Annotated in this window: 27 protein-coding genes; 15 read left to right on the top strand and 12 right to left on the bottom strand. The window is 69.6% G+C overall.

What is annotated here, in order from left to right; all coding sequences use genetic code 11:
- The first annotated feature begins 2 nt into the window (after positions 1–2).
- The gene (locus tag AAFO60_RS15165) at positions 3–380 is read left to right on the top strand and encodes a PPOX class F420-dependent oxidoreductase (RefSeq protein WP_347957052.1); all 378 of its coding nucleotides are present in this window, start codon (positions 3–5) and stop codon (positions 378–380) included.
- 38 nt (positions 381–418) lie between these two features.
- On the opposite strand, the gene AAFO60_RS15170 is transcribed toward AAFO60_RS15165, so the two are convergent.
- Together AAFO60_RS15170 and AAFO60_RS15175 are read right to left on the bottom strand one after the other, a co-directional pair.
- Complete coding sequence (locus AAFO60_RS15170; RefSeq protein WP_347957053.1) at positions 419–874, bottom strand: hypothetical protein; 456 nt, start codon at positions 872–874, stop codon at positions 419–421.
- A gap of 108 nt (positions 875–982) precedes the next feature.
- Entirely contained in the window at positions 983–2,182 is a 1,200-nt protein-coding gene (locus AAFO60_RS15175; protein WP_347957054.1) for a M20 family metallopeptidase, read from the bottom strand.
- A 68-nt stretch (positions 2,183–2,250) separates the two neighbouring features.
- Here AAFO60_RS15175 and AAFO60_RS15180 point away from each other — a divergent pair, with 68 nt between their 5' ends.
- From AAFO60_RS15180 to AAFO60_RS15190, 3 genes are all read left to right on the top strand, one after another.
- Positions 2,251–3,186, top strand: a complete 936-nt coding sequence (locus tag AAFO60_RS15180; RefSeq protein ID WP_347957055.1) for a hypothetical protein — start codon at positions 2,251–2,253, stop codon at positions 3,184–3,186.
- A 66-nt stretch (positions 3,187–3,252) separates the two neighbouring features.
- The gene (gene pyrE, locus AAFO60_RS15185; protein WP_347957056.1) at positions 3,253–3,813 is read left to right on the top strand and encodes an orotate phosphoribosyltransferase; all 561 of its coding nucleotides are present in this window, start codon (positions 3,253–3,255) and stop codon (positions 3,811–3,813) included.
- Positions 3,814–3,931: 118 nt separating this feature from the next.
- A complete protein-coding gene (locus tag AAFO60_RS15190) occupies positions 3,932–4,597 on the top strand; it encodes a TrmH family RNA methyltransferase (RefSeq protein WP_347957085.1) in 666 nt (221 codons plus the stop codon).
- Positions 4,598–4,629: 32 nt separating this feature from the next.
- On the opposite strand, the gene AAFO60_RS15195 is transcribed toward AAFO60_RS15190, so the two are convergent.
- Both AAFO60_RS15195 and AAFO60_RS15200 read right to left on the bottom strand, forming a co-directional pair.
- Positions 4,630–5,520, bottom strand: coding sequence for a type IV toxin-antitoxin system AbiEi family antitoxin domain-containing protein (locus tag AAFO60_RS15195; protein WP_347957057.1), 891 nt, complete (start codon positions 5,518–5,520; stop codon positions 4,630–4,632).
- A 187-nt stretch (positions 5,521–5,707) separates the two neighbouring features.
- A complete protein-coding gene (locus AAFO60_RS15200; RefSeq protein WP_347957058.1) occupies positions 5,708–6,415 on the bottom strand; it encodes a DedA family protein in 708 nt (235 codons plus the stop codon).
- A 148-nt stretch (positions 6,416–6,563) separates the two neighbouring features.
- Here AAFO60_RS15200 and fbaA point away from each other — a divergent pair, with 148 nt between their 5' ends.
- Positions 6,564–7,598, top strand: coding sequence for a class II fructose-bisphosphate aldolase (gene fbaA / locus AAFO60_RS15205; protein ID WP_347957059.1), 1,035 nt, complete (start codon positions 6,564–6,566; stop codon positions 7,596–7,598).
- 104 nt (positions 7,599–7,702) lie between these two features.
- On the opposite strand, the gene AAFO60_RS15210 is transcribed toward fbaA, so the two are convergent.
- Positions 7,703–8,779: a hypothetical protein gene (locus AAFO60_RS15210; RefSeq protein WP_347957060.1), complete on the bottom strand. Its 1,077-nt coding sequence runs from the start codon at positions 8,777–8,779 to the stop codon at positions 7,703–7,705.
- A gap of 117 nt (positions 8,780–8,896) precedes the next feature.
- Here AAFO60_RS15210 and AAFO60_RS15215 point away from each other — a divergent pair, with 117 nt between their 5' ends.
- The 3 genes from AAFO60_RS15215 (at position 8,897) to AAFO60_RS15225 (ending at position 11,522) form a co-directional block, all read left to right on the top strand.
- Positions 8,897–9,340, top strand: a complete 444-nt coding sequence (locus AAFO60_RS15215) for a DUF3151 domain-containing protein (RefSeq protein WP_347957061.1) — start codon at positions 8,897–8,899, stop codon at positions 9,338–9,340.
- A gap of 97 nt (positions 9,341–9,437) precedes the next feature.
- Positions 9,438–10,520 (top strand): FUSC family protein, encoded by a 1,083-nt coding sequence (locus tag AAFO60_RS15220; RefSeq protein WP_347957086.1) that lies wholly within the window; start codon positions 9,438–9,440, stop codon positions 10,518–10,520.
- 69 nt (positions 10,521–10,589) lie between these two features.
- Positions 10,590–11,522: a cation diffusion facilitator family transporter gene (locus AAFO60_RS15225; protein WP_347957062.1), complete on the top strand. Its 933-nt coding sequence runs from the start codon at positions 10,590–10,592 to the stop codon at positions 11,520–11,522.
- Between the two features lie 7 nt (positions 11,523–11,529).
- Here the strand turns inward: AAFO60_RS15225 and AAFO60_RS15230 are convergent, their stop codons facing one another.
- Both AAFO60_RS15230 and AAFO60_RS15235 read right to left on the bottom strand, forming a co-directional pair.
- Positions 11,530–12,309: a site-2 protease family protein gene (locus AAFO60_RS15230; RefSeq protein ID WP_347957063.1), complete on the bottom strand. Its 780-nt coding sequence runs from the start codon at positions 12,307–12,309 to the stop codon at positions 11,530–11,532.
- Entirely contained in the window at positions 12,306–12,941 is a 636-nt protein-coding gene (locus AAFO60_RS15235; RefSeq protein ID WP_347957064.1) for a hypothetical protein, read from the bottom strand. The genes AAFO60_RS15230 and AAFO60_RS15235 overlap by 4 nt, the downstream gene beginning before the upstream one ends.
- A gap of 80 nt (positions 12,942–13,021) precedes the next feature.
- On the opposite strand from AAFO60_RS15235, the gene AAFO60_RS15240 reads away from it, so the two are divergent.
- A complete protein-coding gene (locus AAFO60_RS15240; protein ID WP_347957065.1) occupies positions 13,022–14,308 on the top strand; it encodes an adenylosuccinate synthase in 1,287 nt (428 codons plus the stop codon).
- 40 nt (positions 14,309–14,348) lie between these two features.
- Positions 14,349–15,890: an adenylate/guanylate cyclase domain-containing protein gene (locus AAFO60_RS15245; protein ID WP_347957066.1), complete on the top strand. Its 1,542-nt coding sequence runs from the start codon at positions 14,349–14,351 to the stop codon at positions 15,888–15,890.
- 24 nt (positions 15,891–15,914) lie between these two features.
- Here AAFO60_RS15245 and AAFO60_RS15250 read toward each other — a convergent pair whose 3' ends face one another.
- Positions 15,915–16,667: a DUF6544 family protein gene (locus AAFO60_RS15250; RefSeq protein WP_347957067.1), complete on the bottom strand. Its 753-nt coding sequence runs from the start codon at positions 16,665–16,667 to the stop codon at positions 15,915–15,917.
- Positions 16,668–16,753: 86 nt separating this feature from the next.
- Between AAFO60_RS15250 and purT the strand changes: the two genes are divergently transcribed.
- Positions 16,754–18,301 carry a formate-dependent phosphoribosylglycinamide formyltransferase gene (purT, locus tag AAFO60_RS15255; RefSeq protein WP_347957068.1) on the top strand — a complete coding sequence of 516 codons (1,548 nt, stop codon included), beginning with the start codon at positions 16,754–16,756 and terminating at the stop codon, positions 18,299–18,301.
- Between the two features lie 59 nt (positions 18,302–18,360).
- On the opposite strand, the gene AAFO60_RS15260 is transcribed toward purT, so the two are convergent.
- A complete protein-coding gene (locus AAFO60_RS15260; protein WP_347957069.1) occupies positions 18,361–18,780 on the bottom strand; it encodes a hypothetical protein in 420 nt (139 codons plus the stop codon).
- A 143-nt stretch (positions 18,781–18,923) separates the two neighbouring features.
- Between AAFO60_RS15260 and AAFO60_RS15265 the strand changes: the two genes are divergently transcribed.
- The gene (locus tag AAFO60_RS15265; protein ID WP_347957070.1) at positions 18,924–19,220 is read left to right on the top strand and encodes a hypothetical protein; all 297 of its coding nucleotides are present in this window, start codon (positions 18,924–18,926) and stop codon (positions 19,218–19,220) included.
- A 137-nt stretch (positions 19,221–19,357) separates the two neighbouring features.
- Here the strand turns inward: AAFO60_RS15265 and AAFO60_RS15270 are convergent, their stop codons facing one another.
- Together AAFO60_RS15270 and AAFO60_RS15275 are read right to left on the bottom strand one after the other, a co-directional pair.
- Entirely contained in the window at positions 19,358–20,443 is a 1,086-nt protein-coding gene (locus AAFO60_RS15270; RefSeq protein ID WP_347957071.1) for a FecCD family ABC transporter permease, read from the bottom strand.
- Positions 20,440–21,426 carry a FecCD family ABC transporter permease gene (locus tag AAFO60_RS15275; protein ID WP_347957072.1) on the bottom strand — a complete coding sequence of 329 codons (987 nt, stop codon included), beginning with the start codon at positions 21,424–21,426 and terminating at the stop codon, positions 20,440–20,442. Before AAFO60_RS15275 ends, AAFO60_RS15270 begins: the two co-directional genes overlap by 4 nt.
- Before the next feature lie 133 nt (positions 21,427–21,559).
- On the opposite strand from AAFO60_RS15275, the gene AAFO60_RS15280 reads away from it, so the two are divergent.
- Positions 21,560–22,063, top strand: a complete 504-nt coding sequence (locus AAFO60_RS15280) for a hypothetical protein (protein ID WP_347957073.1) — start codon at positions 21,560–21,562, stop codon at positions 22,061–22,063.
- Positions 22,064–22,230: 167 nt separating this feature from the next.
- On the opposite strand, the gene AAFO60_RS15285 is transcribed toward AAFO60_RS15280, so the two are convergent.
- Complete coding sequence (locus tag AAFO60_RS15285; RefSeq protein ID WP_347957074.1) at positions 22,231–23,622, bottom strand: FAD-dependent oxidoreductase; 1,392 nt, start codon at positions 23,620–23,622, stop codon at positions 22,231–22,233.
- Positions 23,623–23,826: 204 nt separating this feature from the next.
- Between AAFO60_RS15285 and AAFO60_RS15290 the strand changes: the two genes are divergently transcribed.
- Both AAFO60_RS15290 and AAFO60_RS15295 read left to right on the top strand, forming a co-directional pair.
- On the top strand, positions 23,827–24,303 hold the full coding sequence (locus AAFO60_RS15290; RefSeq protein WP_347957075.1) for a hypothetical protein: 477 nt from the start codon (positions 23,827–23,829) through the stop codon (positions 24,301–24,303).
- Positions 24,300–24,713, top strand: a complete 414-nt coding sequence (locus tag AAFO60_RS15295) for a rhodanese-like domain-containing protein (RefSeq protein ID WP_347957076.1) — start codon at positions 24,300–24,302, stop codon at positions 24,711–24,713. The genes AAFO60_RS15290 and AAFO60_RS15295 overlap by 4 nt, the downstream gene beginning before the upstream one ends.
- Positions 24,714–24,726: the final 13 nt, after the last annotated feature.

Here is a 24,726-nt window from a genome sequence, read left to right on the forward strand (position 1 = left end):
GCATGACCGGAACCGTCGTCGAAGTCGCCGCAGCCCAGTACGTCATGCTCACCACCTACAAGAAGGACGGCACGCCGGTGTCGTCGCCGCTGTGGGCCGCGCCCGACGGCGAGGACATGCTGCTGTGGACGGTCACCGACTCGTGGAAGGTGAAGCGGCTGCGGCGCGACAATCGCGTCCTGGTGCAGGCGTGCGACGCACGCGGCCGCAAGACGATCGGTCCGCAGGTGGCTGGACTCGCGACCGTCGAGAACCGACAACCGGCCGTCGACGCGATCATCGGCAAATACGGGATCCTCGGCCGACTCACGATCTGGGGATCGTCGCTGCGGCGCGGTGCATCGGGCACCGTCGGCATCCGGGTCCGAGCCGTCGTCTGACCCGGATGCGGTCCGACCGATGCGCGTCCGACGGGCCGCTACGGAATCCAGATGTAGCCGCTGATCGGCTTCTGCAGCGCGTAGATGTTGCCGACACCGACGAGCGCCAGACCGGAGCCGATCCAGATCTCCTTCTGCAGCAGCAGTTTTCCGGCCTTGCGGGAGCTGCGGATCTTGAAATGCCGCTCGCCGCCGAGCGGGAAGGCACCGTTGATCCAGTAGACCTTCAAGCCGACCGTGCAGCCGTCCTTGACGAATCCGTGACTGCGGGCCGTCACCTGGATCTTGCCCGGCTTGGCGGGATCGTTGCGGATGCCGATCCCCATCGATCCCCGGCAGTCGCCCCCGGCCCAGATCTCGTTGCCGTAAATGTTGTAGTACATCGGTGTCGGGCGCCATTTGGCCTCGGCCGTTCCGGCACCGACGACGCTGACGCCGATCGCGGCGACCAGCGTCAGCATGACCGCGATCGCAGTCGTCAAGGTCTTCTTCATTTCTTCCTCCCCTGATGCCCACCCGAACAGGTGGATTCGGCATCTTTCGGGCAACCCTACCGTTGCCGGTGTTCGCGAATCGGGCCGGGAGGCGGGTCGGCGATGGGTTTACAGCAGGGCCAGCGCGACGCGCACGTAGGCCTGCGCGGCGGTCACCAACTCCGTCAGCGACACCGACTCGTCGGGCTGATGCGCCTGGCCGTTGATGTCGCCGGGACCCATCACCACCGTCGGGATGCCGAGCGCGGTACTGGTCCACCCGCCGTCGCACGCGGCCGTCCACCCGCCCACCTCGCTGGGCGCGCCGCAGTCGCGGACGGCCTGCGCGGTAGCGGTGACGATCGGATGATCGGCGGCGGTCGCGAACCCGGGCAGGTACATGGTGGGCGTGACGGTGACGCTGACGCCGCCGTCTTCGATGCCCGCGTCGCGGATCTTCGCCGACAGCACGCGTCCGATCTCGACGACGTCCTCGCCCGGCATCAACCGGCGGTCGATGCCCATCGAGCAGTCCGGTGCCACCACCGAAATCCCTTGTCCGCCTTCAATGGTCCCCACATTCCAGGTGCCGTGGCCGAGCAGCGGGTCCGGGTCGGCCGCCATCGCCCGCTGATCGTCGCCGATCAGTCCGATCACCTTCGCCGCGGCGGCGATCGCGCTGACTCCGTCGCTTGGCCGACCCGAGTGCGCGGCGCGGCCGGTCACGGAGATGTCGAAGTACGACGCCCCGCGGCATCCGCGGACCACGTCGAGCCGGGTCGGCTCGGCGACGATGCAGCCGACGTGCTCACCGGGCGGCGGATTCTTCAGCAGGTGCGCGATCCCGACGCCGTGCTCCTCCTCGTCGACCGTCACCACCAGGCGCACCGGCCCGGAGACGGCCACGCCCTGCGCCACGGCCCGCCCGATGACGGTCATCGCGGCGACCGCCGAGGCGATGCCGCCCTTCATGTCGCTGGTGCCCCGGCCGATGATCAGGTCGCCCCGCCTGCGGGGAACGAACGGATCGGCCGACCAGCCCGGGCCGGGCGGCACCACGTCGGAGTGACCGAGGAACATCAGTCCGGGACCGGTGGCGGCGCCGTTGACGGTCGCGACCAGGTTCGGGCGTCCGGGGGCCGCTTCGGTGACCTCCACCTCGAAACCGGCGTCGCGGCAGGCTCGCGCCAGCACGTCGACGGCCGACGCCTCGGTGCCGCCGGGATTGACGCTGGGCTCGGCGACCAGCGCACATGTCAGCGCCTCGATCGCGGCGGGATCGACGGACGAGGCGAGCGAGTCGACGACATCGCGCGATCGGGGGATCATCGGGCCATTCTCCTTACAGCTACGAGTCGTCGGGCGCACACGCGGCCCTCGATAGTAGGCTATGCCCGATGGCCATTGTGTATTTCGTGATTGCAGTGCTCGCCCTGGCTGGGGCGGGCGCTCTGTTGTGGCTGGACCGGAACCGGTCGCAACAGGTTCACCACCAGCGTGCTGTGTGGGGCGAGACGCATTCCTTCAAGTTCCGCGAAACCGACAGCAAGCTGCGCACCGTGTTCCACCGCGCAGCGATGGACGCCCCGGAGCACGTCCAGGTGCGTGATGTCGCATACGGGATGTACGAGGGCGTCGAAGCCGTGGTCTTCGATCTCGAAGAGACCGCCACCGTCGTCGCCGTTCGACGGCCCGCGGCCTCCGCGGTCACCGTCGACCTGCGGTACGAGGACGTGCTGGCGCCGGCCGAGGACGATGTCGACCTGCTCGGCGCGATGGGCTCGCGCGTCATGTTCGCCAGCAACCTCGACGCGGCCCGCCGCATCTGCGATCGCCGCATGGTCACCCTCGCCACCGACACGCCGGCCTACGTCGAGATCCTGTGGAACGAGGGCAACTGGGCGCTCGGCGCGATGCCCGTCACCACCGACGAGGAACGCCTGGACGTCGCGCTCGACGCGGTCCGCCGCTTCGCCGACCTGCTCCGGGTGCTGCCGCCGGCGACCGTCCTGCAGGACGCGCCCGACCCGCGCGATCCGCACGGCCCCACCAACGAGGAACTGGCCGACGAGAAGACCGAGTCGCTGCGCGACAAGGAACGTCGGCGCCGCGCCGAGGAGGCCGCGGCCGAACCGCGGCCGTCGCGCCTCGACGCCACCCCGCGCCCGACGCAGCCGCGCCCGGCCGAGCCGCGCCGCGCGGAGCCGACCGGCACCTCGCGGATCGAGCCGATCCGCCGACCGGCGCCCCGCCCGGCCGCCGAGCCGCGCACCGGCCGCGACCGCTTCTCGCCGCCCGACCTGCCGCCGCTGAACGACCCTCGGCAGCGCTGACGGCGCCTCGCCGCAGATCCTCCCCACCCTTTTCTTTCCCGGACTTTTCCTAGGAGCTGGTGACCGATGTCCGATGCCGTTCCCGCTGTCGACCCCGCGGCCCGCGCGCGCCTGGCCGAACTCGTCTCCGAACTGGCGGTGGTGCACGGCAAGGTGACGCTGTCGTCGGGCAAGATCGCCGACTACTACGTCGACCTGCGCCGCGCGACCCTCCACGCCGAGGCGAGCCGGCTGATCGGCCAGTTGATGCGCGAGATGACCGCGGACTGGGACTACGCCTCGGTCGGCGGACTCACCCTCGGCGCCGACCCGGTCGCCACGTCGATCATGCACGCCGACGGTCGGGCCATCGACTCGTTCGTCGTCCGCAAGGCCGCCAAGACCCACGGCATGCAGCGCCGGATCGAAGGCCCGGACATCACCGGCCGACGAGTCCTGGTCGTCGAAGATACGTCCACCACCGGGGCGTCCCCGTCGCAGGCCGTCGAGGCGGCCCGCGAGGCGGGCGCCGAGGTGGTCGGAGTCGTGACCGTCGTCGACCGCGCGACCGGCGCCGACGCCGTCATCACCGCGCTGGGCGTGCCCTACCGTTCGCTGCTGAACCTCGCCGACCTCGGCCTTGCCTGACCGATCTGGGCCTGACCGATCCGGGCCCGACCGGTCCGGTTCTGATCAGCCGGGACCCGGCGGGTCGGCGGCGGTCGAGCCCGGAGCGGGCGAATCCAGCGCCGGTCCCACCGAGTGGATCACCGGGGTCGGGCCCGCCGTCGGCGTCGGACCGTGGCTCGCCGAGCGCGGCGCCCCGCTGCCCGACGATCCGCGCTACGACCCCGACCTCCTCGCCGACGGCGATCGGCGCAATGTCGTCGACGCCTATCGGTACTGGACACGCGAGGCGATCGTCGCCGATCTCGACACCCGCCGCCACGACTTCCACGTCGCGATCGAGAACTGGGGGCACGACGCCAACATCGGCACCGTCGTCCGCACCGCGAACGCGTTCATGGCCGCCGAGGTCCACATCGTCGGGCGCCGACGCTGGAATCGGCGCGGCGCCATGGTCACCGACCGCTACCAGCACCTGCGGCACCACGACACCGTCGACGAGCTGATGGCCTGGGCGCGAACGAACGAGCTGACCGTGGTCGCGGTCGACAACACGCCCGGTTCGGTGCCGCTGGAGCGCACGAGGCTGCCGCGCCGCTGCCTGCTGGTCTTCGGGCAGGAGGGGCCCGGGGTGAGCGAGCAGACCCAGGACCGCGCCGACCTCACCGTGTCGATCGCCCAGTTCGGCTCCACGCGCAGCATCAACGCCGGGGTGGCCGCCGGGATCGTCATGCACACCTGGATCGCGAACCACGCCGATCTCGACCACGCCTGGTCAGTCCCTGGACGAAGTTTCGTCGACTAAAGGGTCTCCACGCCCCGTAGTTCGACGAAAGTTCAGGAAGCGCAGTGGTCGGAGGCGTTCAACAGGTCGATGACCTGCTGAACACAGCCGGCGCCGGAGTCGTTGAGCATGTGCCAGTCGAACTGCAGCTCCCGCCATCGTTCGTGCTCGAGGTGGTTGGCCTTGGCGAGGTCGTTTCCGTGGCGTCGTGAGGTGCGGTGAAACGCCCAGCCGGAGATCTCGACGGCCACCCGCCGCTCGGGCCAGGCGAAGTCGAGGCGCCAACGTCCGGTCCGGTACTGCTGCACCCATCCGGTGACTCCCCGCTCCTCGAGGAGGCGGACGAAGAGGCGTTCGGCCTCCGACTCGCTGTCGGAGGAGGCGACGGCCAGGATGCGGCGTGCCATGCCGATGCCGCGCATGCCCGCGTGATCGTCGGCAGCGCGTTGCAGACCGGCGAGATCGACCGCGCCGACTTGGAGCATGCGATCGAGGAAGGCCGTGCCGTCGGGCAGGTCGACCGTCGTCATGAGCGCGGTCAACGGTTTGGCGGTCACCGCGAGGTCGCGCACCAGGCGGACGTCGCGCGGATCGTACGAACGACGCGTGGCCCGCACGGGCACGGACGACGGGAGGTCGGTCCGCGCCGACCGGCACGACAACGTGATCCCGACGGGCAGTTCCGTGAGCATGCCGTGCCACCACGCCGCCGTGCCGCGATCGGCGACGCCCCGGTAGGCGAGCACGACCATCCGAACCATCGCCGCCTCGGAGTAGTCGTTGGCCGCGGACCGATAGATCCCACGTGCCGGAACCAGCCACTCACCGCGCGCGACGCGACCGCGGATCTCCTCCCGCGACAACCCGAGCGCATAGGCCTGCGGTGCGGTGATGATCCCGTCGTGCGTGGCGAGGAAGGCCGCGACGTCCCCTGAGTCCCCCATATCGGATTGGACGCAGCGGGCGCCGATCCGGTTCCGCCGACACGCCGGTCGGCGCGAATCGGGCTGCTGGGCGGACCTTCAAACCTGCATCAGGCGGGACCTGCGAGGCGGTGCTCACCATCCGGGCAGCCGACGCGGCCCGTGTGTGATCGACGGGCGTCGGCCCGCGGGAACCCGGAGTTCGGTGTCAGTCCAGTTCGACGGCCGTCTCGGACTGGCCCGCGCGGCGGCGGCGCAGCCACTCGATGATCATCGGCAGCACCGACAGCAGGACGATGAGGATGAAGATCGGCTCGATGAGCTTCTGGACGATCTCGAACTGGCCGAGCCAGTAGCCGAGGAAGACGATGCCCGCACCCCAGACGATCGCGCCGACGATGTTGTAGATGCTGAAGACGACGAACTTCATCTTGGCCGCGCCGGCGACGATCGGGGCCAGGGTGCGCACGATCGGCACGAAACGCGCCAGGAAGATCATGATCGGACCGTGCTTCTCGAAGAACACGTGCGCCTCGTCGAGGTAGCGCTGCTTGAGGAAGCGGGCGTTCGGCTTGAACATGGACGTGCCGACGTAGCGGCCGATCCAATAGCCCACCTGGCCGCCCAGGATGCCCGCGATGGGCACCCCGATCACCAGCGGCCACAGGGTCAGGCCGGAGTCGGCGACCTTCTCGGCGTGCTCGGCGGTGGCACTTCCCGCGGCGATGAGACCCGCGACGAACAGCAGCGAGTCGCCCGGAAGCACCGGGAACAGGACGCCCGATTCGATGAAGATGACCAGCAGCAGGCCCCAGAAAGCGGCGGCACCGAAGTAGCCGATCAGGTTGAACGGGTCCATGAAGCCGGGCATCAGGGCCACGTTGGTGGCGGTCTCGGCGAGAAGAGTGTCGATCACGTGCTCCGACTTTACCGGGCAAACCTTCCAACACCCTTAACGCACCGAACGCGGGGGACCGGCCCGGGCCGGCAGCGGACCTGGCAAACTGGGGTGGTACCCCCATACTAAGCGTGGAAAACATCCACCTGCTCGACAGGACGTGAGAATGCCTATCGCAACCCCCGACAAGTACGCCGAGATGCTCGCCAAGGCGAAGAAGGAAGGGTACGCGTTCCCCGCGATCAACTGCACCTCGTCGGAGACGATCAACGCCGCCATCAAGGGCTTCGCCGACGCAGGCAGCGACGGGATCATCCAGTTCTCCACCGGCGGCGCCGAGTTCGGTTCGGGCCTGGGCGTCAAGGACATGGTCACCGGCGCGGTCGCACTGGCGGAGTTCGCGCACGTGATCGCCGACAAGTACGACGTCACGATCGCCCTGCACACCGACCACTGCCCGAAGGACAAGCTCGACACCTTCGTCCGCCCGCTGATCGAGATCTCGCGTGAGCGCGTCGCCAACGGTCAGAGCCCGCTGTTCCAGTCCCACATGTGGGACGGCTCGGCCATCCCGATCGACGAGAACCTCGAGATCGCCAAGGAACTGCTCGACAAGACCAACGAGGCCAACATCATCCTCGAGGTCGAGATCGGCGTCGTCGGCGGCGAAGAGGACGGCGTCGAGGCCGAGATCAACGACAAGCTGTACACCTCGGTCGAGGACTTCGAGAAGACGGTCGACGCCCTCGGCACCGGTGAGAAGGGCCAGTACCTGCTCGCCGCGACCTTCGGCAACGTTCACGGCGTCTACAAGCCCGGCAACGTCAAGCTGCGTCCCGCCGTCCTCAAGGAGGGCCAGGACGCCGCCATCGCCAAGCTCGGCCTCGACGCCGACGCCAAGCCCTTCGACTTCGTCTTCCACGGCGGCTCGGGCTCGGCCAAGAGTGAGATCGAAGAGGCCGTCGGCTACGGCGTCATCAAGATGAACGTCGACACCGACACCCAGTACGCCTTCACCCGCCCGGTCGCCGGCCACATGTTCGGCAACTACGACGGCGTCCTGAAGGTCGACGGCGAGGTCGGCAACAAGAAGGTCTACGACCCCCGCAGCTACCTCAAGAAGGCGGAGGCGAGCATGACCGAGCGCGTCATCGAGGCCTGCAACGACCTCGGCTCGTCGGGCAAGACGATCGGTCGCTGACGCCGCGTCTGCACAGCGAGCTCGACAGCGCAGCAGAGGAGGGGCGCCCGGAGTGATCCGGGCGCCCCTCCTCTGCCATCTCGGCTCGGTGCGGTCGATACGATCTACGGCTGCTTGCAGACCTTCCACGTGCCGCCGACGTTGTGCAGGGTGATCTGCGCGGCGACCGTCTTGGCCGGGTCGCCGGACGGGTACATGTCGACGCCGACGCGGGCGGTGTCGCCGTTGACCTGGACGGCCTTGACGTCGTCGAAGGTCATCAGCTGATTGCGGTTCTTCTGCGCGGCGACGGCCTTGGCGAAGTCGGCGTCCGACACGTCGGCGTAGTAGGCGTTCTCCTCGCCGCAGGTGACGTCGCGCAGCTTGCCGAGGTCGCCCGAGGCCATGGCGTCCTGGTAGCTCTTGGCGGCGTCGGCGACCTTGTGCTCGGTCGAGCTGCCGACCAGCGCGTACCAGAGGCCGACGGCGATCGCGACGATGACGATGGCGACCGCGGCCAGAATCGCGGCCAGTTTGCCGCGGCCGCGCTTGGCGTCGGTCGCCTGCGCGGGCGCGACCACCTGCGGTGCGGGCTTCTCGGCCGGCGTCGGCCCGGCGGGCGTCGCCTCGGCCGGCTGCTTCGGCGTCGGGATCGGCACGGTCGGGCTGTCGGACCCGGCGGACGACGGGGTCGCCACGGCGGCGGTCGCCGCTGCCGCACTGGCGACCTCCTCGGCGGCGATCTTCTTGGTCGGAGCGGCATCGTGGGACGGCAGCTCGACGGCCTGCTCGACGATCGCGTTCTTGACTTCGACGGTGTCGGCGGTCGCGTCGGCCTCGGCAGCTTCCGCCTCGTCGGGGTCTGCCTCACCGGGGGCGGGCTCGGCGGCCGGCTCGGTCGACAGCGGCTCGCCGACGACGCTCTGCTCCACCAGCGCGGACTTGTCGGCGTCCCGGTTCGCCGTGGCTTCGGCGAGCAGCGCGGCCGGAATCTTGAACGCCTTGGTCGGGGCATCCGAGCTGCCGCCGCCGCGGGGCGTCGGGCTGTCGTCGAGTTTGGTCACCGGGGTCGGCTCGGCTGCCGCCGCCGCGGAATCGGTGTCTGCCTCCGGCGCACTCGCCTTGCCCTGCTCTCGCTGGGCGCGGAAGGCGTCGACGGCCTTGTCGATGGCCGCCGAGTTGTCGTTGTCCGAATCAGACATTTAGTCAAGTTCCAATGTTCGTCGGGTCGGTGATGCTAGACGCGCAAGCGCTAGGATATCGGACCTGTCCGGATCGGACTTCTTCGGCGCGTCGGAGGTCAATGATTGAATGATGGTGTGACGTCATTCGGAGATCTGCTCGGACCCCAGCCCACGCTTCTGCCCGGCGACGACGAAGCCGAGTCGGCATTGCTGAACGGCACCGACCCCGCGGCCGTCGCGGCCGCTCACCCGTCGGCCTCGATCGCCTGGGCCCACCTCGCCGAGGCCTCGCTCAGCGGTGCCTTCGACGGCGCCGAACCCGACCTCGCACGCGTCGTCGCGGCGTACGCCTACGCGCGGACCGGTTACCACCGCGGCCTGGATCAGCTGCGCCGCAACGGCTGGAAGGGCTTCGGTCCGGTGCCGTGGAGCCACGAGGAGAACCGCGGCTTCCTGCGCTGCGTCGGCGCGCTGGCACGGTCGGCGCAGGCGGTCGGCGAGGAAGACGAGTACCTGCGTTGCCTGGATCTGCTCAACGACAGCGATCCGCGCGCCATCAAGGAACTGGGCCTGAACTGAACGACGGGGCCGCGGCGTGTCGGTAGACGAGCCCGCCGAGAAGGAGCCGGACGAACGGCTCACCGTGCGAGATCTCGGCTCGCAGGCGGTGCAGGGGATGCACCCGGTCCTCGGCACACGCATCCGACGACTCTGGTTGTCGCTGGTCCCGATCACGCAGTGCGCCATCGCAGCGGGCCTGGCGTGGTTCGTCGCGCTCGAGGTGCTGCATCACTCCCGGCCCTTCTTCGCGCCCATCGCGGCCGTCGCCTCGCTGGGACTGTCGTTGGCCCGCCGGTGGCGCCGGTCGGTCGAGCTGATCGTCGGAGTGTCGATCGGCATCCTGGTGGGCGATCTGGTCATCAGCGAGATCGGATCGGGCGCCTGGCAGATCAGCGTGGTGGTCGCCGCCGCGATGGCCGTGGCCGTGTTCGTCGACAAGGGGCCGATGCTTCCGACGCAGGCGGCGTCGTCGGCGGTGCTGGTCGCGACGCTCCTGCCGCCCGGGGACGTCGCTGGCTACGAGCGGGCCATCGACGCGCTGGTCGGCGGGTTGATCGGCATCGTGGTGGGGGCGCTGGTCCCGATCAATCCGGCGCGGCGCGCGCGGCGTGACGCGGCGGGGATCCTCGACACCTTCCGCGACCTGAGCCACGACCTCGCCAGCGCCCTGCACGCCCGCGACGAGGACGCCGTCTACCGGGTGTTGGCGCGGGCGCGAGGGACCCAGGCGGCCATCGACACCCTGCGCGCAGACGTGCTCGCCGGCCGCGAGGTCGGCACGCTCTCGCCGCTCTACTGGGCCTCGCGCAACCGGCTGCGCAAGATCGCCGCGACGGCCGATCCGATCGACAACGCCGTCCGCAACTTCCGCGTCGTCACCCGTCGCGCGCTCGGGCTCACCCAGCGCGGCATCGAGGTGGAGCAGCCGATGATCGACATCATCGACGACATCGGCGACGTCTTCGAGGTGCTGCGCCGGATGATGCTCGCCGAGCCGGGGCAGGAACCCGACCAGGCGGACGCGGCCCGCGCGGTGCGATCGGTGGTGCGGAAGGCGCGGACCTCGCTGGCCGACGACGTCGAAGACCTGTCGGAGGCGGCGCTGCTGGTGGAACTGCGGTCGCTGCTGGTGGACCTGCTGATGGTCGCCGGTCTCAAGCGGTCCTCGGCGATCGCGCAGCTGCACCTGAACCGCTGAGCGGCGTCGTCTCGCCGACCGGAGCTCCATGCCTTGCAATATATGCGTAAGTACGCATATATTGAGGTCATGGGTGCTGAACATGACCACGGACATTCTCACGGGCCCACCGCTGCGGACCTGGCCCGTCCCGACGCCGCACACCGGCGGATCTGGCCGCTGGCCGTCTCGCTGGGGCTGATCGGAACCTTCTTCGTCGTCGAGCTGGTGGCGGGCCTGATGTTCGGGTCGCTCGCCCTGGTCGCCGACGCCGGGCACATGGCGACCGACCTCGTCGCGCTGTCGATGGGCATGGTCGCCCTGCTGCTGGCGCGGCACGGCAGCGTCACCGACGGCCGCAGCTTCGGCTGGTATCGCGCCGAGGTGTTCACCGCGGTGGTCAACGCACTCCTGCTGCTCGGAGTGGGCGCCTACGTTCTGTACGAGGCGATCGAGCGGATCGGGACGAATCCCGAGGTGCCCGGACTGCCGATGATCGTCGTCGCGACGCTCGGGTTGATCGCCAACATCGTCGTCATGTCGCTGCTGCGCACCGACTCCGACAAGTCGCTCGCCGTGCGCGGCGCCTACCTCGAGGTGCTCGCCGACGCCGTCGGCAGCGTGGGCGTGCTGATCGCCGGCGTCGTCGCCATGACCACCGGGTGGGGTTACGCCGACCTCATCGTCGCCGTGCTCATCGCCCTGTGGGTGGTGCCGCGCGCGGTGAAGCTGGCGCTCGACGCGCTCAAGATCCTCAACCAGCAGGCGCCGCAGAGCGTCGACCTCGACGAGCTGCGCCGCGAACTGGAGGAGCTGCCCGAGGTGCTCGACGTCCACGACCTGCACGTCTGGTCGGTCACCACCGGGATGGACGTGGCGACCGTGCACCTGCGCAGCTCCGGCGACCACTGCGACGCGCTGGCCGCGGCCCAGGGAGTCTTCGCCGCACACGGCCTCGAGCACGCCACCGTTCAGGTGGAGCGGCCCGGTGCGGGAGGCCAGTGCGAGACGCTCACCTGGTGAGCGCGGGTCAGAGCCAGAACGCGAACAGCCTGATGCCGTACCCGACGAAGCCCGGGTCGATCCCGAAGACGTCGAAGACCTGGTAGATCACCGAGAAGAAGGCTCGGTTGAGCTGCGGGATGAACAACAGCAGGAAGATGATCAGGAACCCGAAGGGCGCGATCTTCTCCGCGGTGAACCGCGTCTGCGGCGACAGGTACGGCTCGATCGCGCCGTAGCCGTCGAAGCCCGGCATCGGGATGATGTTCAGCAGCGTCGCCGTCAACTGCAGGAAGGCGAGCGCGGCCGTCGCCGCCCACAGGTTCAGATTGCGGGCCGACGGCTCGGTGAAGGTCAGGACCGCCAGCAGCGCCAGACCGAGCATCAGGTTGGTTGCCGGGCCGGCCAGCGACACCCGGGTGCGCTGCGCGCGCGTGAAACCCGCCGTGTTCAGGTACACCGCGCCGCCCGGGAAGCCGATGCCGCCGAGCGCGACGATCAGCAGCGGCAGCCCGATCGACAGCCCGGCGTGGGTGTATTTGAGCGGGTTGAGCGTCAGGTAGCCGCGGATCTGCGCCGACCGGTCGCCGTACCGGAACGCGGTGAAGGCGTGCGCGAACTCGTGGAGCGACAGTGAGATCACCCAGCCGCTGAGCACGAACAGCAGCGCGCCGAACATGCCCAGGGCGCTGCGCTGCGAGCCGGACTGCAGCAGCAGGTAGACGCCGACGCCGAACGCCGCGCACAGGCCGAGGAAGACCGGGCCCGGGCGCACCGACTTCAGGGCGGCGACGGCGGGGGTGGTCATGGTCGCACCAGCAGCCAGTCGACGTGGTGGCGGTAGAAGGTCGAGCGCTTCACCACCCGATCGGTCACCTCGCCCTCGCGTTCGACGATCAGATTGGTGCCGCCGGTCTGCACCGCCCGACCGGTCTTCCAGCCGCCGGGCAGCCGCCGCGCCAGACGCCCGCGCACCCCCGGTGCCACGGGCAGCGGCTCGATCTCCACGGCGCGCGCGGTGCCGTCGAAGATCACCTCGGAATCGGCGATGCACTCGCCGTGCAACTTCTCGCCGGCGGCGCCCAGGTGCCGAGCCCGTCCGACGAGGACGGTCGCCGCGTCGTCGCGGATCAGCGGAAGCTCCTGTGCGGTACCGGTTTCGGCGAGCTGCCTGGCGGCCTCGCCGTGGGGCAGGCCGTAGCGTCGGGTGGCCGCGGTGGCGTGCGGGGCGAGATAGGCGACCTCGACGTCGAGCCGCTCCAGCTTCATCAGGGCGGCCACCACGCGCGACAGGAACAGGTCCGGCGCCATGGTCGTGTCAGTGCCGGGTGAGACGATCAGTCGCGTCGGAGCGTGGAGATCGAGCAGGCTCGACAGGCGGCGGGTCAGGGCCGACGGGACGTCGTCGCCGGGGCCGATCGCGATCAGCAGAGAGGACACCCTGACAAGGGTATACGCGCCTGAGGGCAACGAATCGGGCGCGACCCAGTAGGGTGAGCACGTTAGGAGGAGCACCTGATATGGCTGCGATTGTGCTTATCGGCGCCCAGTGGGGCGACGAAGGCAAGGGTAAGGCGACTGATCTGCTGGGCGGGAAGCTGCAGTGGGTGGTGCGCTACCAGGGCGGAAACAACGCGGGTCACACCGTCGTTCTGCCGAACGGCGAGAAGTTCGCGCTGCATCTGATCCCCTCGGGGATTCTGACGCCCGGCGTGAACAACGTGATCGCCAACGGCGTCGTCGTCGACCCGAGCGTTCTGCTGACCGAACTCAAGGGCCTCGAGGACCGCGACGTCGACACCTCGGCGCTCATGCTGTCCGCGGACGCGCATCTGCTGATGCCGTACCACGTGGCGATCGACAAGGTCACCGAGCGGTTCCTGGGCAACAGCAAGATCGGCACCACCGGTCGCGGCATCGGCCCGTGCTACCAGGACAAGATCGCCCGCGTGGGCGTCCGCGTCGCCGACGTGCTGGACGAGAAGATCCTCGCCCAGAAGGTCGAGGCCGCCCTGGAGATCAAGAACCAGATCCTCACCAAGATCTACAACCGCAAGGGCCTCGAGGTCGCGCAGGTGGTCGACGAGACGCTGGAGCTCGCCGAGGGCTTCAAGCACCGGATCGCCGACACCCAGCTGCTGCTGAACCAGGCGCTCGAGCGCGGCGAGACCGTGCTGCTGGAGGGCTCCCAGGGCACCCTGCTCGACGTCGACCACGGCACCTACCCGTACGTGACCTCGTCGAACCCCACCGCGGGCGGCGCGTCCGTCGGATCGGGCATCGGCCCCACCAAGATCACCACGGTCCTGGGCATCCTGAAGGCGTACACCACGCGCGTCGGCGAGGGTCCGTTCCCCACCGAACTGTTCGACGAGTGGGGCGAGTACCTGGCCAAGCACGGCGGCGAAGTGGGCGTGACCACCGGTCGGGCCCGACGCTGCGGCTGGTTCGACGCCGTCATCGCCCGGTACGCCACGCGCGTCAACGGCATCACCGACTACTTCCTCACCAAGCTCGACGTCCTGTCGGGCCTGGACCAGGTGCCGATCTGCGTCGGTTACGAGGTCGACGGTGAGCGGGTCGACGAGTGGCCGATGACGCAGACCGGCATCCACCACGCCAAGCCGATCTATGAGAACCTGCCCGGCTGGTGGGAGGACATCACGCACTGCCGGACGTTCGAGGAACTGCCGAAGAACGCGCAGGACTACGTGCATCGACTCGAAGAACTGTCGGGTGCGCGGATCTCGTGCATCGGCGTCGGCCCGGGCCGTGACGAGACGATCGTCCGGCACGAGTTCGTCTGACCGACGGCGACGAGTCGGCGGCAGCGATGAGTCGGCTCCGGTGACCAGACGCGGACTGAGCCGCGACTACGGCTCCACGCTGCTCGGCGCGGTCGACGAGGGACCGCGCCGGCAGCGGGTGCGGATTCAGCTGCTGCTGACCTCGGTCGTGGTCATCGCGCAGACCATCGGCATCGGGATCGCCATCGCCCTGGCGGTGGTCGGGATCCCGGAGCCGACCTTCCTGCGGCGGGACCTGCTGTGGGCCAATGCCGTCGCGCTGCCGATCTACATCGTCGGCGCGATGGTCTTCGGCGTCGTGATCGGCACGGTGATGACCGTCCGGTCGCTGAAGTGGTCGATCAACGATCAGATCCCGACGCTCAAGGACGCACGCCGCACGGTGCGCGCCCGGCGCGGTCTCACCGCCCTGCAGGGCCTGCTGTGGGCGGGCGCCGCGGTGCTGCTGGGGACCTGGTACGGCGTCGTCGACCTCACTCTCGTGCCCAAAGTGGTGCTCATCATCCTGATGAGCGGCGTGGTGGTGACGGCGGTGGTCAACGTCTTCATCGACGTCCTGCTACGGCCGGTGTACGCGCGGATCATGCAGGCGGGCATCCCGGTGCGCGGCAGTTCGGTGCGCTCGCGCGCGCTGAGCTCGTGGGCCATCGGCACCGGCGTCCCGCTCAGCGGCATCTTCATCGTCGTCCTGTTCGTCGCGGTCGGCGGCAACGTGTCGTTGGCGAGCCTGTTCATCTCGGTGACCGTGCTCGTCATGGTGGCCGGCGGCGTCGGCCTGCTGGCGACCGTGCTGTTCGCGTGGGATGTCACCGGGCCGATCCGGAACGTCCAGAGCGGCATGGCCAGGGTCCGCGGCGGCGACGTTGGCCCCGATGTCGACGTGGTGGTCTACGACGCCTCCGAACTGGGCGAGCTGCAGTACGGATTCAACACGATGGTCGCCGGACTGCGCGAGCAGGAACGGATGCGCGACATCTTCGGCCGCCACGTCGGGCGCGACGTCGCCGCGGCGGCCCTGCGACGCGACCCCGAACTCGGCGGTGCCGAACGGACCGTCGCCGTCGTCTTCGTCGACGTGATCGGCTCCACCGCACTGGCGACCGAACACACTCCCACCGAGGTGGTCGACGTGCTGAACCGGTTCTTCCAAGTGATCGTCGAGGCCGTCGAGGAGCAGCGCGGCCTGGTCAACAAATTCGAGGGCGACGCCGTCCTCGCCATCTTCGGGGCGCCGCTGAAGATCGAGGATCCGGCGGGTTCGGCGTTGGCCGCGTCGCGGACGATCGCCGACCGGCTGGCCGCCGAGGTGCCGGAGCTGAAAGCCGGCATCGGCGTCAGCTACGGCAACGTTGTCGCGGGCAACGTGGGCGCGATCCAGCGATTCGAGTACACGGTGATCGGCGACCCGGTCAACGAGAGCGCCCGACTGTCGGAGGAGGCCAAGGCGGAGCCCCGACTGCCGTTCGCGTCGGCGCGCGTGGTGGACGCCGCACACGAGCCCGAGCTGTCGCGGTGGGCACCGCGCACCACGGTCACCCTGCGCGGCCGCGCCGAACCGACCGAGATCTTCACGCCGGCTTGAGTCCTCGGCTCGGACCGTCGGGGATCAGCGGTGGTCGGCGGCGGTGATGGTCGCGCAGAAGAAGTCGCCGTCGTCGGTGGCGGTCGGCCAGCCGACGCGGACCTCCGTCGGAACGGTGAGACCGCCGAAGGTGCCCTCGGCGAGGATCCGGGCGCGGAAGTCGTGATTGCCGACCGCGCGACCGGGCGGTCGGCCCCATCGCTTCATCGTCACCGCCTGCAGGGCGCCGTCGTCGGCGACGGTCAGCGTCACGTCGGAGGTGAATGCATCGATCCGGTGCCGTAGGACGACGGTCGAGTCGGTGTCGGGCAGCCATTGCGCGCCGGTCAGCGCGGTGGGGACGAAGATCGATTCGGCGGCCAGTCGGCCGGCCGCGCTGCGCGCGATGTCGGCGGAGTCGTCGTGGACGAGCGGGATCGCTCCCATCACCCGCCAGCTCATCTCGCCGTACCCGGGGCTGCGGTAGCGGTCGTATCCGCGGACCGGCAGGCCCGCGATCCGGGTGTCGGCGGCCCAGATGAACCCGGCTGACGGGACGATGACCTGCCTGGCATCGAAGGTCCGCCACGATCCGATCCGGATTCTCCCGTGCATCGTCAGCAGCACGGCGCGAGACGGCGGGGTGCCGGGCGCGATCGCGTGTCGCAGCCAGCGGCGGGCGGGATCGGGCAGGCCGTCGGACGAGAACGGGCCGGCGACGTCGGCCGTCGGCGCCGACAACCGGTCCCAATGGTCTCGAATCCGCGCGGCCGCTTGCGGAACCTCCCAACCGGACATGGCCCGAGTGTATCGGCGCCGAGTCGTCATTCGCGTGGGTGAGCAGCGCGCGGCCGGTGTCCGGTTCGCCCCGTAGACTTTTTCTCATGGTTGCAAAGGTGATCGGAACGCCGTTGAGTCCGACCGCGGTGAAGGTGTTGCTCCTCGGGTCGGGGGAGTTGGGCAAGGAAGTGACGATCGCGCTGCAGCGTCTGGGCGTCGAGGTGATCGCGGTGGACCGCTATGCCGACGCGCCCGCGCACCAGGTGGCGCACCACGCCGAGGTGATCGACATGACCGACGCGGCGCAGGTGCGGGCCGTCATCGACAAGCATCGGCCGAATTACGTGCTGCCCGAGATCGAGGCCATCGCCACCGAGGCGGTCGAAGCGGTGGAGGCCGAGGGCGTCGCCGAGGTGATCCCGAGCGCCAAGGCGGTCTCGGCGACCCTCGACCGCGAACGCATCCGCCGGCTCGCCGACGAGGAGCTGGGTCTGCCGACCTCGCCGTACCTATTCGCCGGTTCGCTGGAGGAGATGCGGACGGCGGTGTCGAGTGTGGGCTTCCCGTGCGTGGTGAAGCCGGTGATGTCGTCGTCGGGCAAGGGGCAGTCGGTGGTCCGGTCCGCCGACGACGTCGACGCGGCGTGGGAGTTCGCGCGCACCGGCGCCCGCGTGAACAACGATCGGGTGATCGTCGAAGGCTTCGTCGAGTTCGACTATGAGATCACCCTGCTGACCGTGCGGGCGGTCGACCCGGCGACCGGTCGGCTGGCCACCTACTTCTGCGACCCGATCGGGCATCGTCAGGTGGACGGCGACTACGTGGAGAGCTGGCAGCCGCAGCCGATGAGCCGCGTCGCCTACGACGCGGCGCGCTCGATCGCCGCGCGCATCGCGACCGCGATGGGCGATCCGGCCGACACCACCGGCCTGAGCGGTCGCGGCGTGTTCGGCGTCGAACTGTTCATCAAGGGCGACGACGTGTACTTCTCCGAGGTCAGCCCGCGTCCGCACGACACCGGCCTGGTGACGCTGGCGACGCAGCGGCTGTCGGAGTTCGAACTGCACGCCCGCGCGGTGCTCGGTCTGCCGGTCAACACGATGCTGCGCAGTCCGGGCGCGTCGGCGGTGATCTACGGTCGGCACGACGCCGCCGCGATCAAGTTCGCCGGGGTCGCCGACGCCCTCGCCGACCCGGACGTCGACCTGCGTCTGTTCGGCAAGCCGGAGAGTTTCGCTCGTCGTCGGATGGGGGTCGCGGTCGCCGCCGCGGCGAACCCGGAGCTGGCGCGCCGCAAGGCCGTCCGAGCGGCGTCCGCGGTGACGCCGCTGCCCGCCGACGCCGCCGACCCGCTGCCCGCCGACGAGGCGTCCGCAGATGGGGCGTCCGCAGATGGGGCGTCCGCCCAGTCGCGGCCGCAGACGGCGTCGTCGCCCGCCGACGAGGTCGCCACCGACATGATGGCGGCGCAGACCCGCGTCGTCCGCCTCCCGGAGCAGCCGATCCGGCGCGAGGCGCCGCCGATGCCTCGCCCGCCGATGCCGCCCGGCCCGCCGCACCGCCCCGGGCCGATGGTGCAGCCGGGTCCGCGCGGCCCCGTCGGACCCGGCGGACAGCGGCCGGCCGGGCCGCCTCCGCCGCGGCACTTCTAGCGTTTCGGATCAGGCGTGCGGGTTTTGACCACCAGGTGGTCAAAACCCGCGCGCTTGACTCAGCGGACCGGGCAGCCCGGCGTCGCGCACGGGTGCGGGGTGCCCGACCGGCCCCGTCGCCGCAGCAGTTCGGCGACCTTGCGGGCCGCCTGGCACACACGGACCGCGCCCTGCCCCCACCCGAGCCGCACCGACTGCAGGAGTTCGCCGACCGCGGCGTCCAGGTCGCGCTCCAGATCTCGGTCGCGGGAGACCGATTCACTGTGGAACAGGCGTCCGTCGAGCTCGATGACCAGCCGGTACTCGGGGTACGCGATGTCGCGGAAGCCGGGCCGCCCGGATTCGGTCGGCGCTTGTCGGACCGGCGTGGGCAGCCCGTGTGCCCGTTCGACGTGGGTGAGGTAGCGGTGCTCCAGCGCCGAGCAGGTGCCTTCGCGGACATCGGCGAGGACCTGTGCGACGAACGCGCGGTACGGCATCCGGGTGCGGCGCGCGAGGGCGTCGAGCAGGCGGTCGTCCGACGGGACTGCACCGCGTCGGACAGGACAGCGACGATCGCCAACTCGTCGGACGCGGACGCGGCCACGTCGAGCACCGACTCCTCCAGCCGCACCCGCGGCGGATGAGCGTCCAGGAGCGCGATCTCGGCGAACCGACCGCACCGTCGGACGACGCCGCCGGGCCGAGGCGTCACATGGCGGCCGGCCGCGACGACGAGTTGGATCCGATCGGTGCCGCGCCCGGTCTCGAGGCCGGCGGCGGTGAGCGCGGACCGGTGACTGAGCGCGGCCGGCGCGGCGTCGAAGACCGCCTGATCGAGCCCGCAGCCGAGCACCTGCCGCCGGGTGACGACGCCGTTCTGCGCTGCGAGCAGCCGGTCGAGTCGTGCATTCCCCGTCGTCGCCGTCCCCATGGGTGACGACTCTGACCGAGCCGACGGCGTCGCGGAAGGGGAACGAGGCGGTTGTGGATGAATCGGCGAATTCTGTGGACAACGCCGAAAACGCGGTGGTCAGCGGTTAACCGTGCAGGTTTTGTCCACCAGGTGGGCAAAACCTACACGCTTGATCCTCGCGCGGTCTGCACGATCAGGTACACGAGGAACGGGCCGCCGATCGCCGCGGTCACCACGCCGACGGGGAGACCGCCGGGCAGCACCGACCGACAGGCGACGTCGGCGGCCAGCACCATGCAGGCACCGACGAGACCGGAGAAGACCGGTGTCGGCGAGGCGCTGCGGGCCAGGCGCAGCGCGATCTGCGGGGCGACGAGCCCGACGAAGGCGATCGGACCGGCCGCGGAGACCGCCAGCGAGGCGACGACGACGGCGGCCACGAGGGTTCCGTACGTCACGACCCCGAGGCGGACCCCGAGGCCCCGGGAGGTGTCGGGGCCGAGCCCGCTGACGATCAGTGCGCGGCCGGTGAACGCGGTCCACCCGATGCCGAGGGCGGCGGCGATCGCGGCCGCGGGGACCGAACGCCAACCGGTGTCGGCGAGCGAGCCGACCAGCCAGGTCTGCGCGGTGCCCGCGTCGTGGACGTCGGCGCGCGAGATCAGGTAGCCGATGACGGCCTGCATCATCCACGTCATGCCCACGCCGATCAGGATCAGACGCAGGGTGCTCGTGACGACCTGGCCGCGGCTCCACGCCAGCGCGTACATCGCCGCGGCCGTCACCAGTCCGCCGAGCAGCGCCGACGTCGGCCCCCCCAACCGGGTGAACACGGCGCCGAAACCGGTGGTCGACGAGGTCAGCGCCAGCACCGCGCCCGCTCCGGCGCCCGAGGTGATGCCGAGCATGTCGGGCGTGGCCAGCGGATTGCGCGTCACCACCTGCGTCAGACAACCGGCCAGTCCCAAGCCGAAACCGGCGAGGGCGGCGATCAGCACCCGCGGCAGCAGATCGTCGAAGACGACGATGTTCTCCGCCGCCCGTCCCCCGCCGAGGAGGATGCGGGCGGCGTCGACCGGGCCGGTGAAGCCGACCGACAGACCGACCAGGACCAGGCCGACGGCGACCACGACCGCGGTCACGCTGCACGTGACCAGGCGCGGCCGGATCACCCAGACGGTCGGTCCCAGCCGCAGGGTCGTCGGACGTGTCGGCACGGGGTGCGACGGGGGAGCGGTGACGGTCATACGGTCGGCAGCCTCCTGCGTCGGACCATGAGCATGAGCATCGGGCCGCCGATCAACGCCAGCACGACGCTGACCTGCGCCTCCCCGGGGCGTGCGATGACGCGGCCGAGGACGTCGCAGACCAGGATCAGCAGGGCGCCCGCGAGCGCCGAGTAGGGGACGATCCAGCGGTAGTCGGGGCCGGTGAACACGCGCGCCACGTGCGGGACCACCAGACCCAGAAAGACGATGGGACCGCAGGCCGCGGTCGCCGCGCCGGCCAGCAGCGCGATTCCGACGACGCCGAGGGCGCGGGCCAAGCCGACGCGGCCGCCGAGCGCGGTGGCCATGTCGTCGCCGAGGCTGAGCAGGTTCAGGAACCAGCCGCCGGCGAGTGCCAGCAGCAGTCCGACGGCGATGAACGGCAGCGTGGTCCACAGCACGTCGGCGCCGCGGCCGGCGATCGCACCGACGTTCCAGAACCGCCAGGTGTCGAGGGTGGCGCCGTCGGACAGGACCAACGCCGACGACACCGCGCTGAGGCAGGCCGTGATGCCCGCACCGGCCAGGACCAGGGTCAACGGCGACGAGCCGGTGACGGCCGAGAGCCCGAAGACGGCGGCGGCCGCGATCAACGCGCCGACGAGGGCCAGCACCGTGTTGGTCAGCGGACCGGACGTGCCGAAGACGAAGACGCCGATCACCACGGCGCACGCGGCGCCGGCGTTGACGCCGAGCAGTCCCGGGTCGGCCAGGGGATTGCGCGTGTGCCCCTGCGTCAGGGCGCCGGCCGCGCCGATCGCCAGTCCGACCACCAGACCGAGGACGGTCCGGATCAGCCTGCTGTGCACGAGCACGGGCAGATCGTCGCCGACGGTCGGTGCACCGACGAGCGCATTCCACACCTCCGCCGGCGGCACGGCACGCGCGCCGACCGCGATGGACGCGATGAACGCCAGTCCGATCGCGAAAACCAGGAGGATCGCCCCAAACCCCTTCTTCACGAAGGGTTACCTTACCTAACTTAAGAGAATCTGTGAACGATCGGGTAACGATCTGGCGTCGTGGCCTCGATACAGGGGTAAGGGTTGGGAGATGTTAGTCGACCTACCGCCCGAACGACGAAAGGCTCTTGACATGAAGAAGACCCTCACCCGTGCAGCGGCGACCGTCGCCGCCGCCGGCGCAATCGGTGCAGGCGCACTTGTCGCGACCCCGCAGGCGCATGCGAACGCCCCCGGCGACCTTCAGATCATCGGAGGCGTCAGCTGCACCTTCAAGATGTGGGGCCCCAACTGGAAGGACGGCCCCGTCTGGCAGATGCACCGCTGGATGGGCGTCAAGAACATCGGCGGATCGACCATGACCGGCGTCACCGTCACCGAGTTCAACGGTGCCACCAAGTGGGTCCCGGCCGACAAGAAGGCGGGCACCAAGGTCGGCACCCTGAAGCCGGGCAAGACCTACATCGCGTTCGACACCACCTGGAAGGGCTGCTGGCCGTCGTCGATCTCCGGCTACACCATCGGTGAGCAGGTGGAGAACCCGATGAACAACGTCGGCTTCTGGCAGAACGTGCGTCGCGCCTCGCCGCAGCGGATCCTCCCCGACTCCAACGGCTCGTCGTCGTCCTCGTCGTAGTCGCCGACGCTCCCCGCGGCCGCCCGCTCCACGCGGACCGCGGGTCGGCGGCAGCCGCGCAGCAGTGACGAAACAGTCAGGGAGGGCGACCGATGGTCGCCCTCCCTGACTGTCTGCTTTCGCGGCGCGTCGATCAGCCCCTGTTGTCGATCAGCCCCTGTTCACGATCAGCCCTTGTTCACCTTGTCGGGCTCCGACGCGGCCAGCATGTCCTCGCGCTCGACGACCTTCACCCGCGCGCGGCCCTGGGCCTCGCCCAGCTTGCGCTCGTGCTCGTCGAGGCGGTACCAGCCGTCCCACGTGGTGAACGGGATGTCGCGCGACTCGAGCAGCTCGATGATCGAGGACTCGGACGCGTCCTCCGCCGTGTTCAGGCGGTCGTTCTTCATGTCGTCGACGATGCACTCGACGGTTTCGCTCGCGTCGCCCTTGGTGTGGCCGATGAGGCCGACGGGGCCGCGCTTGATCCAGCCGGTGGTGTACAGGCCGGTGAGGTGCGCGCCGTCGTCGAAGACGCGGCCGGCCTCGTTGGGGATCACGCCGGCCTGGTCGTCGAACGGGATGCCGGGCAGGTTGTCGGACAGATAGCCGACCGCGCGGTAGACGGCGGTGACGTCCCAGTCGCGGGTCTTTCCGGTGCCCTTGACGTTGCCGGTGCCGTCGAGCTCGGTGCGCTCGGTGCGCAGGCCGACGACCTTGCCGTCCTCGCCGAGGATCTCGACGGGGCTCTCGAAGAAGTGCAGGAACAGCTTGTGGATGGCACCCTGCTTGGGCTCGTGGATCGCGTAGTTCTCGATGATCGTCGCGACCTGGTCGGTGATCTTGCTCGACCGGCGTGCGACCGCCGAACCCTCGTCGTACTCGATGTCCTCGGGGTCGACGACGACCTCGATGTTCGGCGAGTGGTCGAGCTCCTTGAGCTCGAGCGGGGTGAACTTGGCCTGCGCCGGTCCGCGACGCCCGAAGACGTGCACCTCGAGGGCCTTGTTGGCCTTGAGTCCCTGGTAGACGTTGTCCGGGATCTCGGTCGGCAGCAGTTCGTCGCCGGTCTTGGCGAGCACGCGCGCCACGTCGAGCGCGACGTTGCCGACACCGATGACGGCGACCTTCTCCTGCTCCAGCGGCCATTCGCGCGAGAAGTCGGGGTGGCCGTCGTACCAGGCGACGAACTCGGCGGCGCCGTAGCTGCGCTCCAGGTCGATGCCGGGGATCTTGAGGCCGCGGTCGTCGGTGGCGCCGGTGGAGAAGACGATGGCGTCGTAGTGCTTGCGCAGATCGTCGAGCGTGATGTCGGTGCCGTAATTGATGTTGCCCAGCAGTCGGACCTGCGGCTTGTCGAGGACCTTGTGCAGCGCGGTGATGATGCCCTTGATCCGCGGGTGGTCGGGGGCGACGCCGTAGCGGATCAGACCGAACGGTGCGGGCATGCGCTCGTACAGGTCGATGCTGACGCCGCGCTCGGACGCGGTCTCGGACTTCATCAGCGCGTCAGCGCAGTAGATGCCGGCCGGGCCGGCGCCGATGATCGCGACCCGCAACGGGCGGCTGTTGTCACTCATGAGCAGGTGCTTCCTCAGCTGGTTTGACGTAGGTTGCCTTCCACGTTAGGTCGTGATTGCCCAGCGCCAAAATTTCCGTGTGAGGTATGCCTCAGTTGGATTCTGGGTGCCGAAAACTATTGACGAATCCGGCCCGTTGGACTTCTCCTCGTGGGGCGTACGCACTTCGAATCCGCAGGAAGCGGGCCGATAGAATCGGATGTCATGAACGAAGATCAGCCGGCAGTCGACGACGACGACGACCAGCCGCGCTCCTGGAAGTCCGCGCTGCCGATGATCATCGCAGGCGCGCTGATGCTGTCCCTGCTCGCCGGTGTACTGATCATCAATCTGGTGAATCCGGCCGACGAGCGGCTGACCGATTCGACGCTCGTTCAGCATCGGGTCAACGACATGTACAGCGCCATGGGCACCCTGAACTACGACCAGTACCGGAACTCGTTCTGCGAGTCGGATCAGAGCGCCCCCGACTTCCCGACGTCGGTCCAGTTCGCCGACCAGAACCGCACCGCCAACGACGCCGACGGCAAGGTCGTCGTCCCGAGCATGGACGTCGAGGTGGTCGGCGACAAGTCGACGGTGACCGCCCACTGGCACCGGGAGAAGACCGAGAGCGACAAGCAGCAGACGCAGTTCACCCTGGTCAAGCAGGGCGACGAGTGGAAGGTGTGCGGCCGATGAGCTACACCGGCGACCTCACGTGCGCCCAGGCGTGGGAGCGGCTGAACGCCAACCCCAAGGCCGTCCTGGTGGACTGCCGCACGCAGGCCGAATGGAGCTTCGTCGGCGTGCCCGACCTCGCGTCGATCGGCAAGCGCGCACTGCTCATCGAATGGATCGACTACCCCGACGGCGCGCTGAACCCGCGCTTCGTCGAGCAGTTGCGCGAGGCGGGTGTCGCCGCCGACGACGAACTGCTGTTCCTGTGCCGGTCGGGTCACCGGTCGATCGGCGCCGCGGAGGCCGCGGTGGCGGCCGGATACCAGCAGGCGTACAACATTCTGGACGGATTTGAAGGAGCGATCGACGCCGCGGGACATCGCGGCGGCGCCGGTTGGCGGGCAGAGTCGCTGCCTTGGCGACAGTCATAAGGAGTTCGAAGTC

Source organism: Gordonia aichiensis, assembly GCF_039946255.1.
In the GTDB taxonomy this organism is placed as follows: domain Bacteria; phylum Actinomycetota; class Actinomycetes; order Mycobacteriales; family Mycobacteriaceae; genus Gordonia; species Gordonia aichiensis_A.

Excerpts from the sequence above, each read along its gene's own strand:
- AAFO60_RS15250 (WP_347957067.1), bottom strand. The coding sequence starts at position 16,667 with ATGTCCGGTTGGGAGGTTCCGCAAGCGGCCGCGCGGATTCGAGACCAT.
- AAFO60_RS15295 (WP_347957076.1), top strand. The coding sequence starts at position 24,300 with ATGAGCTACACCGGCGACCTCACGTGCGCCCAGGCGTGGGAGCGGCTG.
- AAFO60_RS15285 (WP_347957074.1), bottom strand. The coding sequence starts at position 23,622 with ATGAGTGACAACAGCCGCCCGTTGCGGGTCGCGATCATCGGCGCCGGC.
- AAFO60_RS15290 (WP_347957075.1), top strand. The coding sequence starts at position 23,827 with ATGAACGAAGATCAGCCGGCAGTCGACGACGACGACGACCAGCCGCGC.
- AAFO60_RS15210 (WP_347957060.1), bottom strand. The coding sequence starts at position 8,779 with ATGTCTGATTCGGACAACGACAACTCGGCGGCCATCGACAAGGCCGTC.
- AAFO60_RS15195 (WP_347957057.1), bottom strand. The coding sequence starts at position 5,520 with ATGGGGGACTCAGGGGACGTCGCGGCCTTCCTCGCCACGCACGACGGG.
- purT (WP_347957068.1), top strand. The coding sequence starts at position 16,754 with ATGGTTGCAAAGGTGATCGGAACGCCGTTGAGTCCGACCGCGGTGAAG.
- AAFO60_RS15225 (WP_347957062.1), top strand. The coding sequence starts at position 10,590 with ATGGGTGCTGAACATGACCACGGACATTCTCACGGGCCCACCGCTGCG.
- AAFO60_RS15180 (WP_347957055.1), top strand. The coding sequence starts at position 2,251 with ATGGCCATTGTGTATTTCGTGATTGCAGTGCTCGCCCTGGCTGGGGCG.
- AAFO60_RS15165 (WP_347957052.1), top strand. The coding sequence starts at position 3 with ATGACCGGAACCGTCGTCGAAGTCGCCGCAGCCCAGTACGTCATGCTC.
- AAFO60_RS15175 (WP_347957054.1), bottom strand. The coding sequence starts at position 2,182 with ATGATCCCCCGATCGCGCGATGTCGTCGACTCGCTCGCCTCGTCCGTC.
- pyrE (WP_347957056.1), top strand. The coding sequence starts at position 3,253 with ATGTCCGATGCCGTTCCCGCTGTCGACCCCGCGGCCCGCGCGCGCCTG.
- AAFO60_RS15260 (WP_347957069.1), bottom strand. The coding sequence starts at position 18,780 with ATGCCGTACCGCGCGTTCGTCGCACAGGTCCTCGCCGATGTCCGCGAA.
- AAFO60_RS15270 (WP_347957071.1), bottom strand. The coding sequence starts at position 20,443 with ATGACCGTCACCGCTCCCCCGTCGCACCCCGTGCCGACACGTCCGACG.
- AAFO60_RS15230 (WP_347957063.1), bottom strand. The coding sequence starts at position 12,309 with ATGACCACCCCCGCCGTCGCCGCCCTGAAGTCGGTGCGCCCGGGCCCG.
- AAFO60_RS15170 (WP_347957053.1), bottom strand. The coding sequence starts at position 874 with ATGAAGAAGACCTTGACGACTGCGATCGCGGTCATGCTGACGCTGGTC.
- AAFO60_RS15240 (WP_347957065.1), top strand. The coding sequence starts at position 13,022 with ATGGCTGCGATTGTGCTTATCGGCGCCCAGTGGGGCGACGAAGGCAAG.
- AAFO60_RS15220 (WP_347957086.1), top strand. The coding sequence starts at position 9,438 with ATGCACCCGGTCCTCGGCACACGCATCCGACGACTCTGGTTGTCGCTG.
- AAFO60_RS15265 (WP_347957070.1), top strand. The coding sequence starts at position 18,924 with ATGAGCGTCCAGGAGCGCGATCTCGGCGAACCGACCGCACCGTCGGAC.
- AAFO60_RS15280 (WP_347957073.1), top strand. The coding sequence starts at position 21,560 with ATGAAGAAGACCCTCACCCGTGCAGCGGCGACCGTCGCCGCCGCCGGC.
- fbaA (WP_347957059.1), top strand. The coding sequence starts at position 6,564 with ATGCCTATCGCAACCCCCGACAAGTACGCCGAGATGCTCGCCAAGGCG.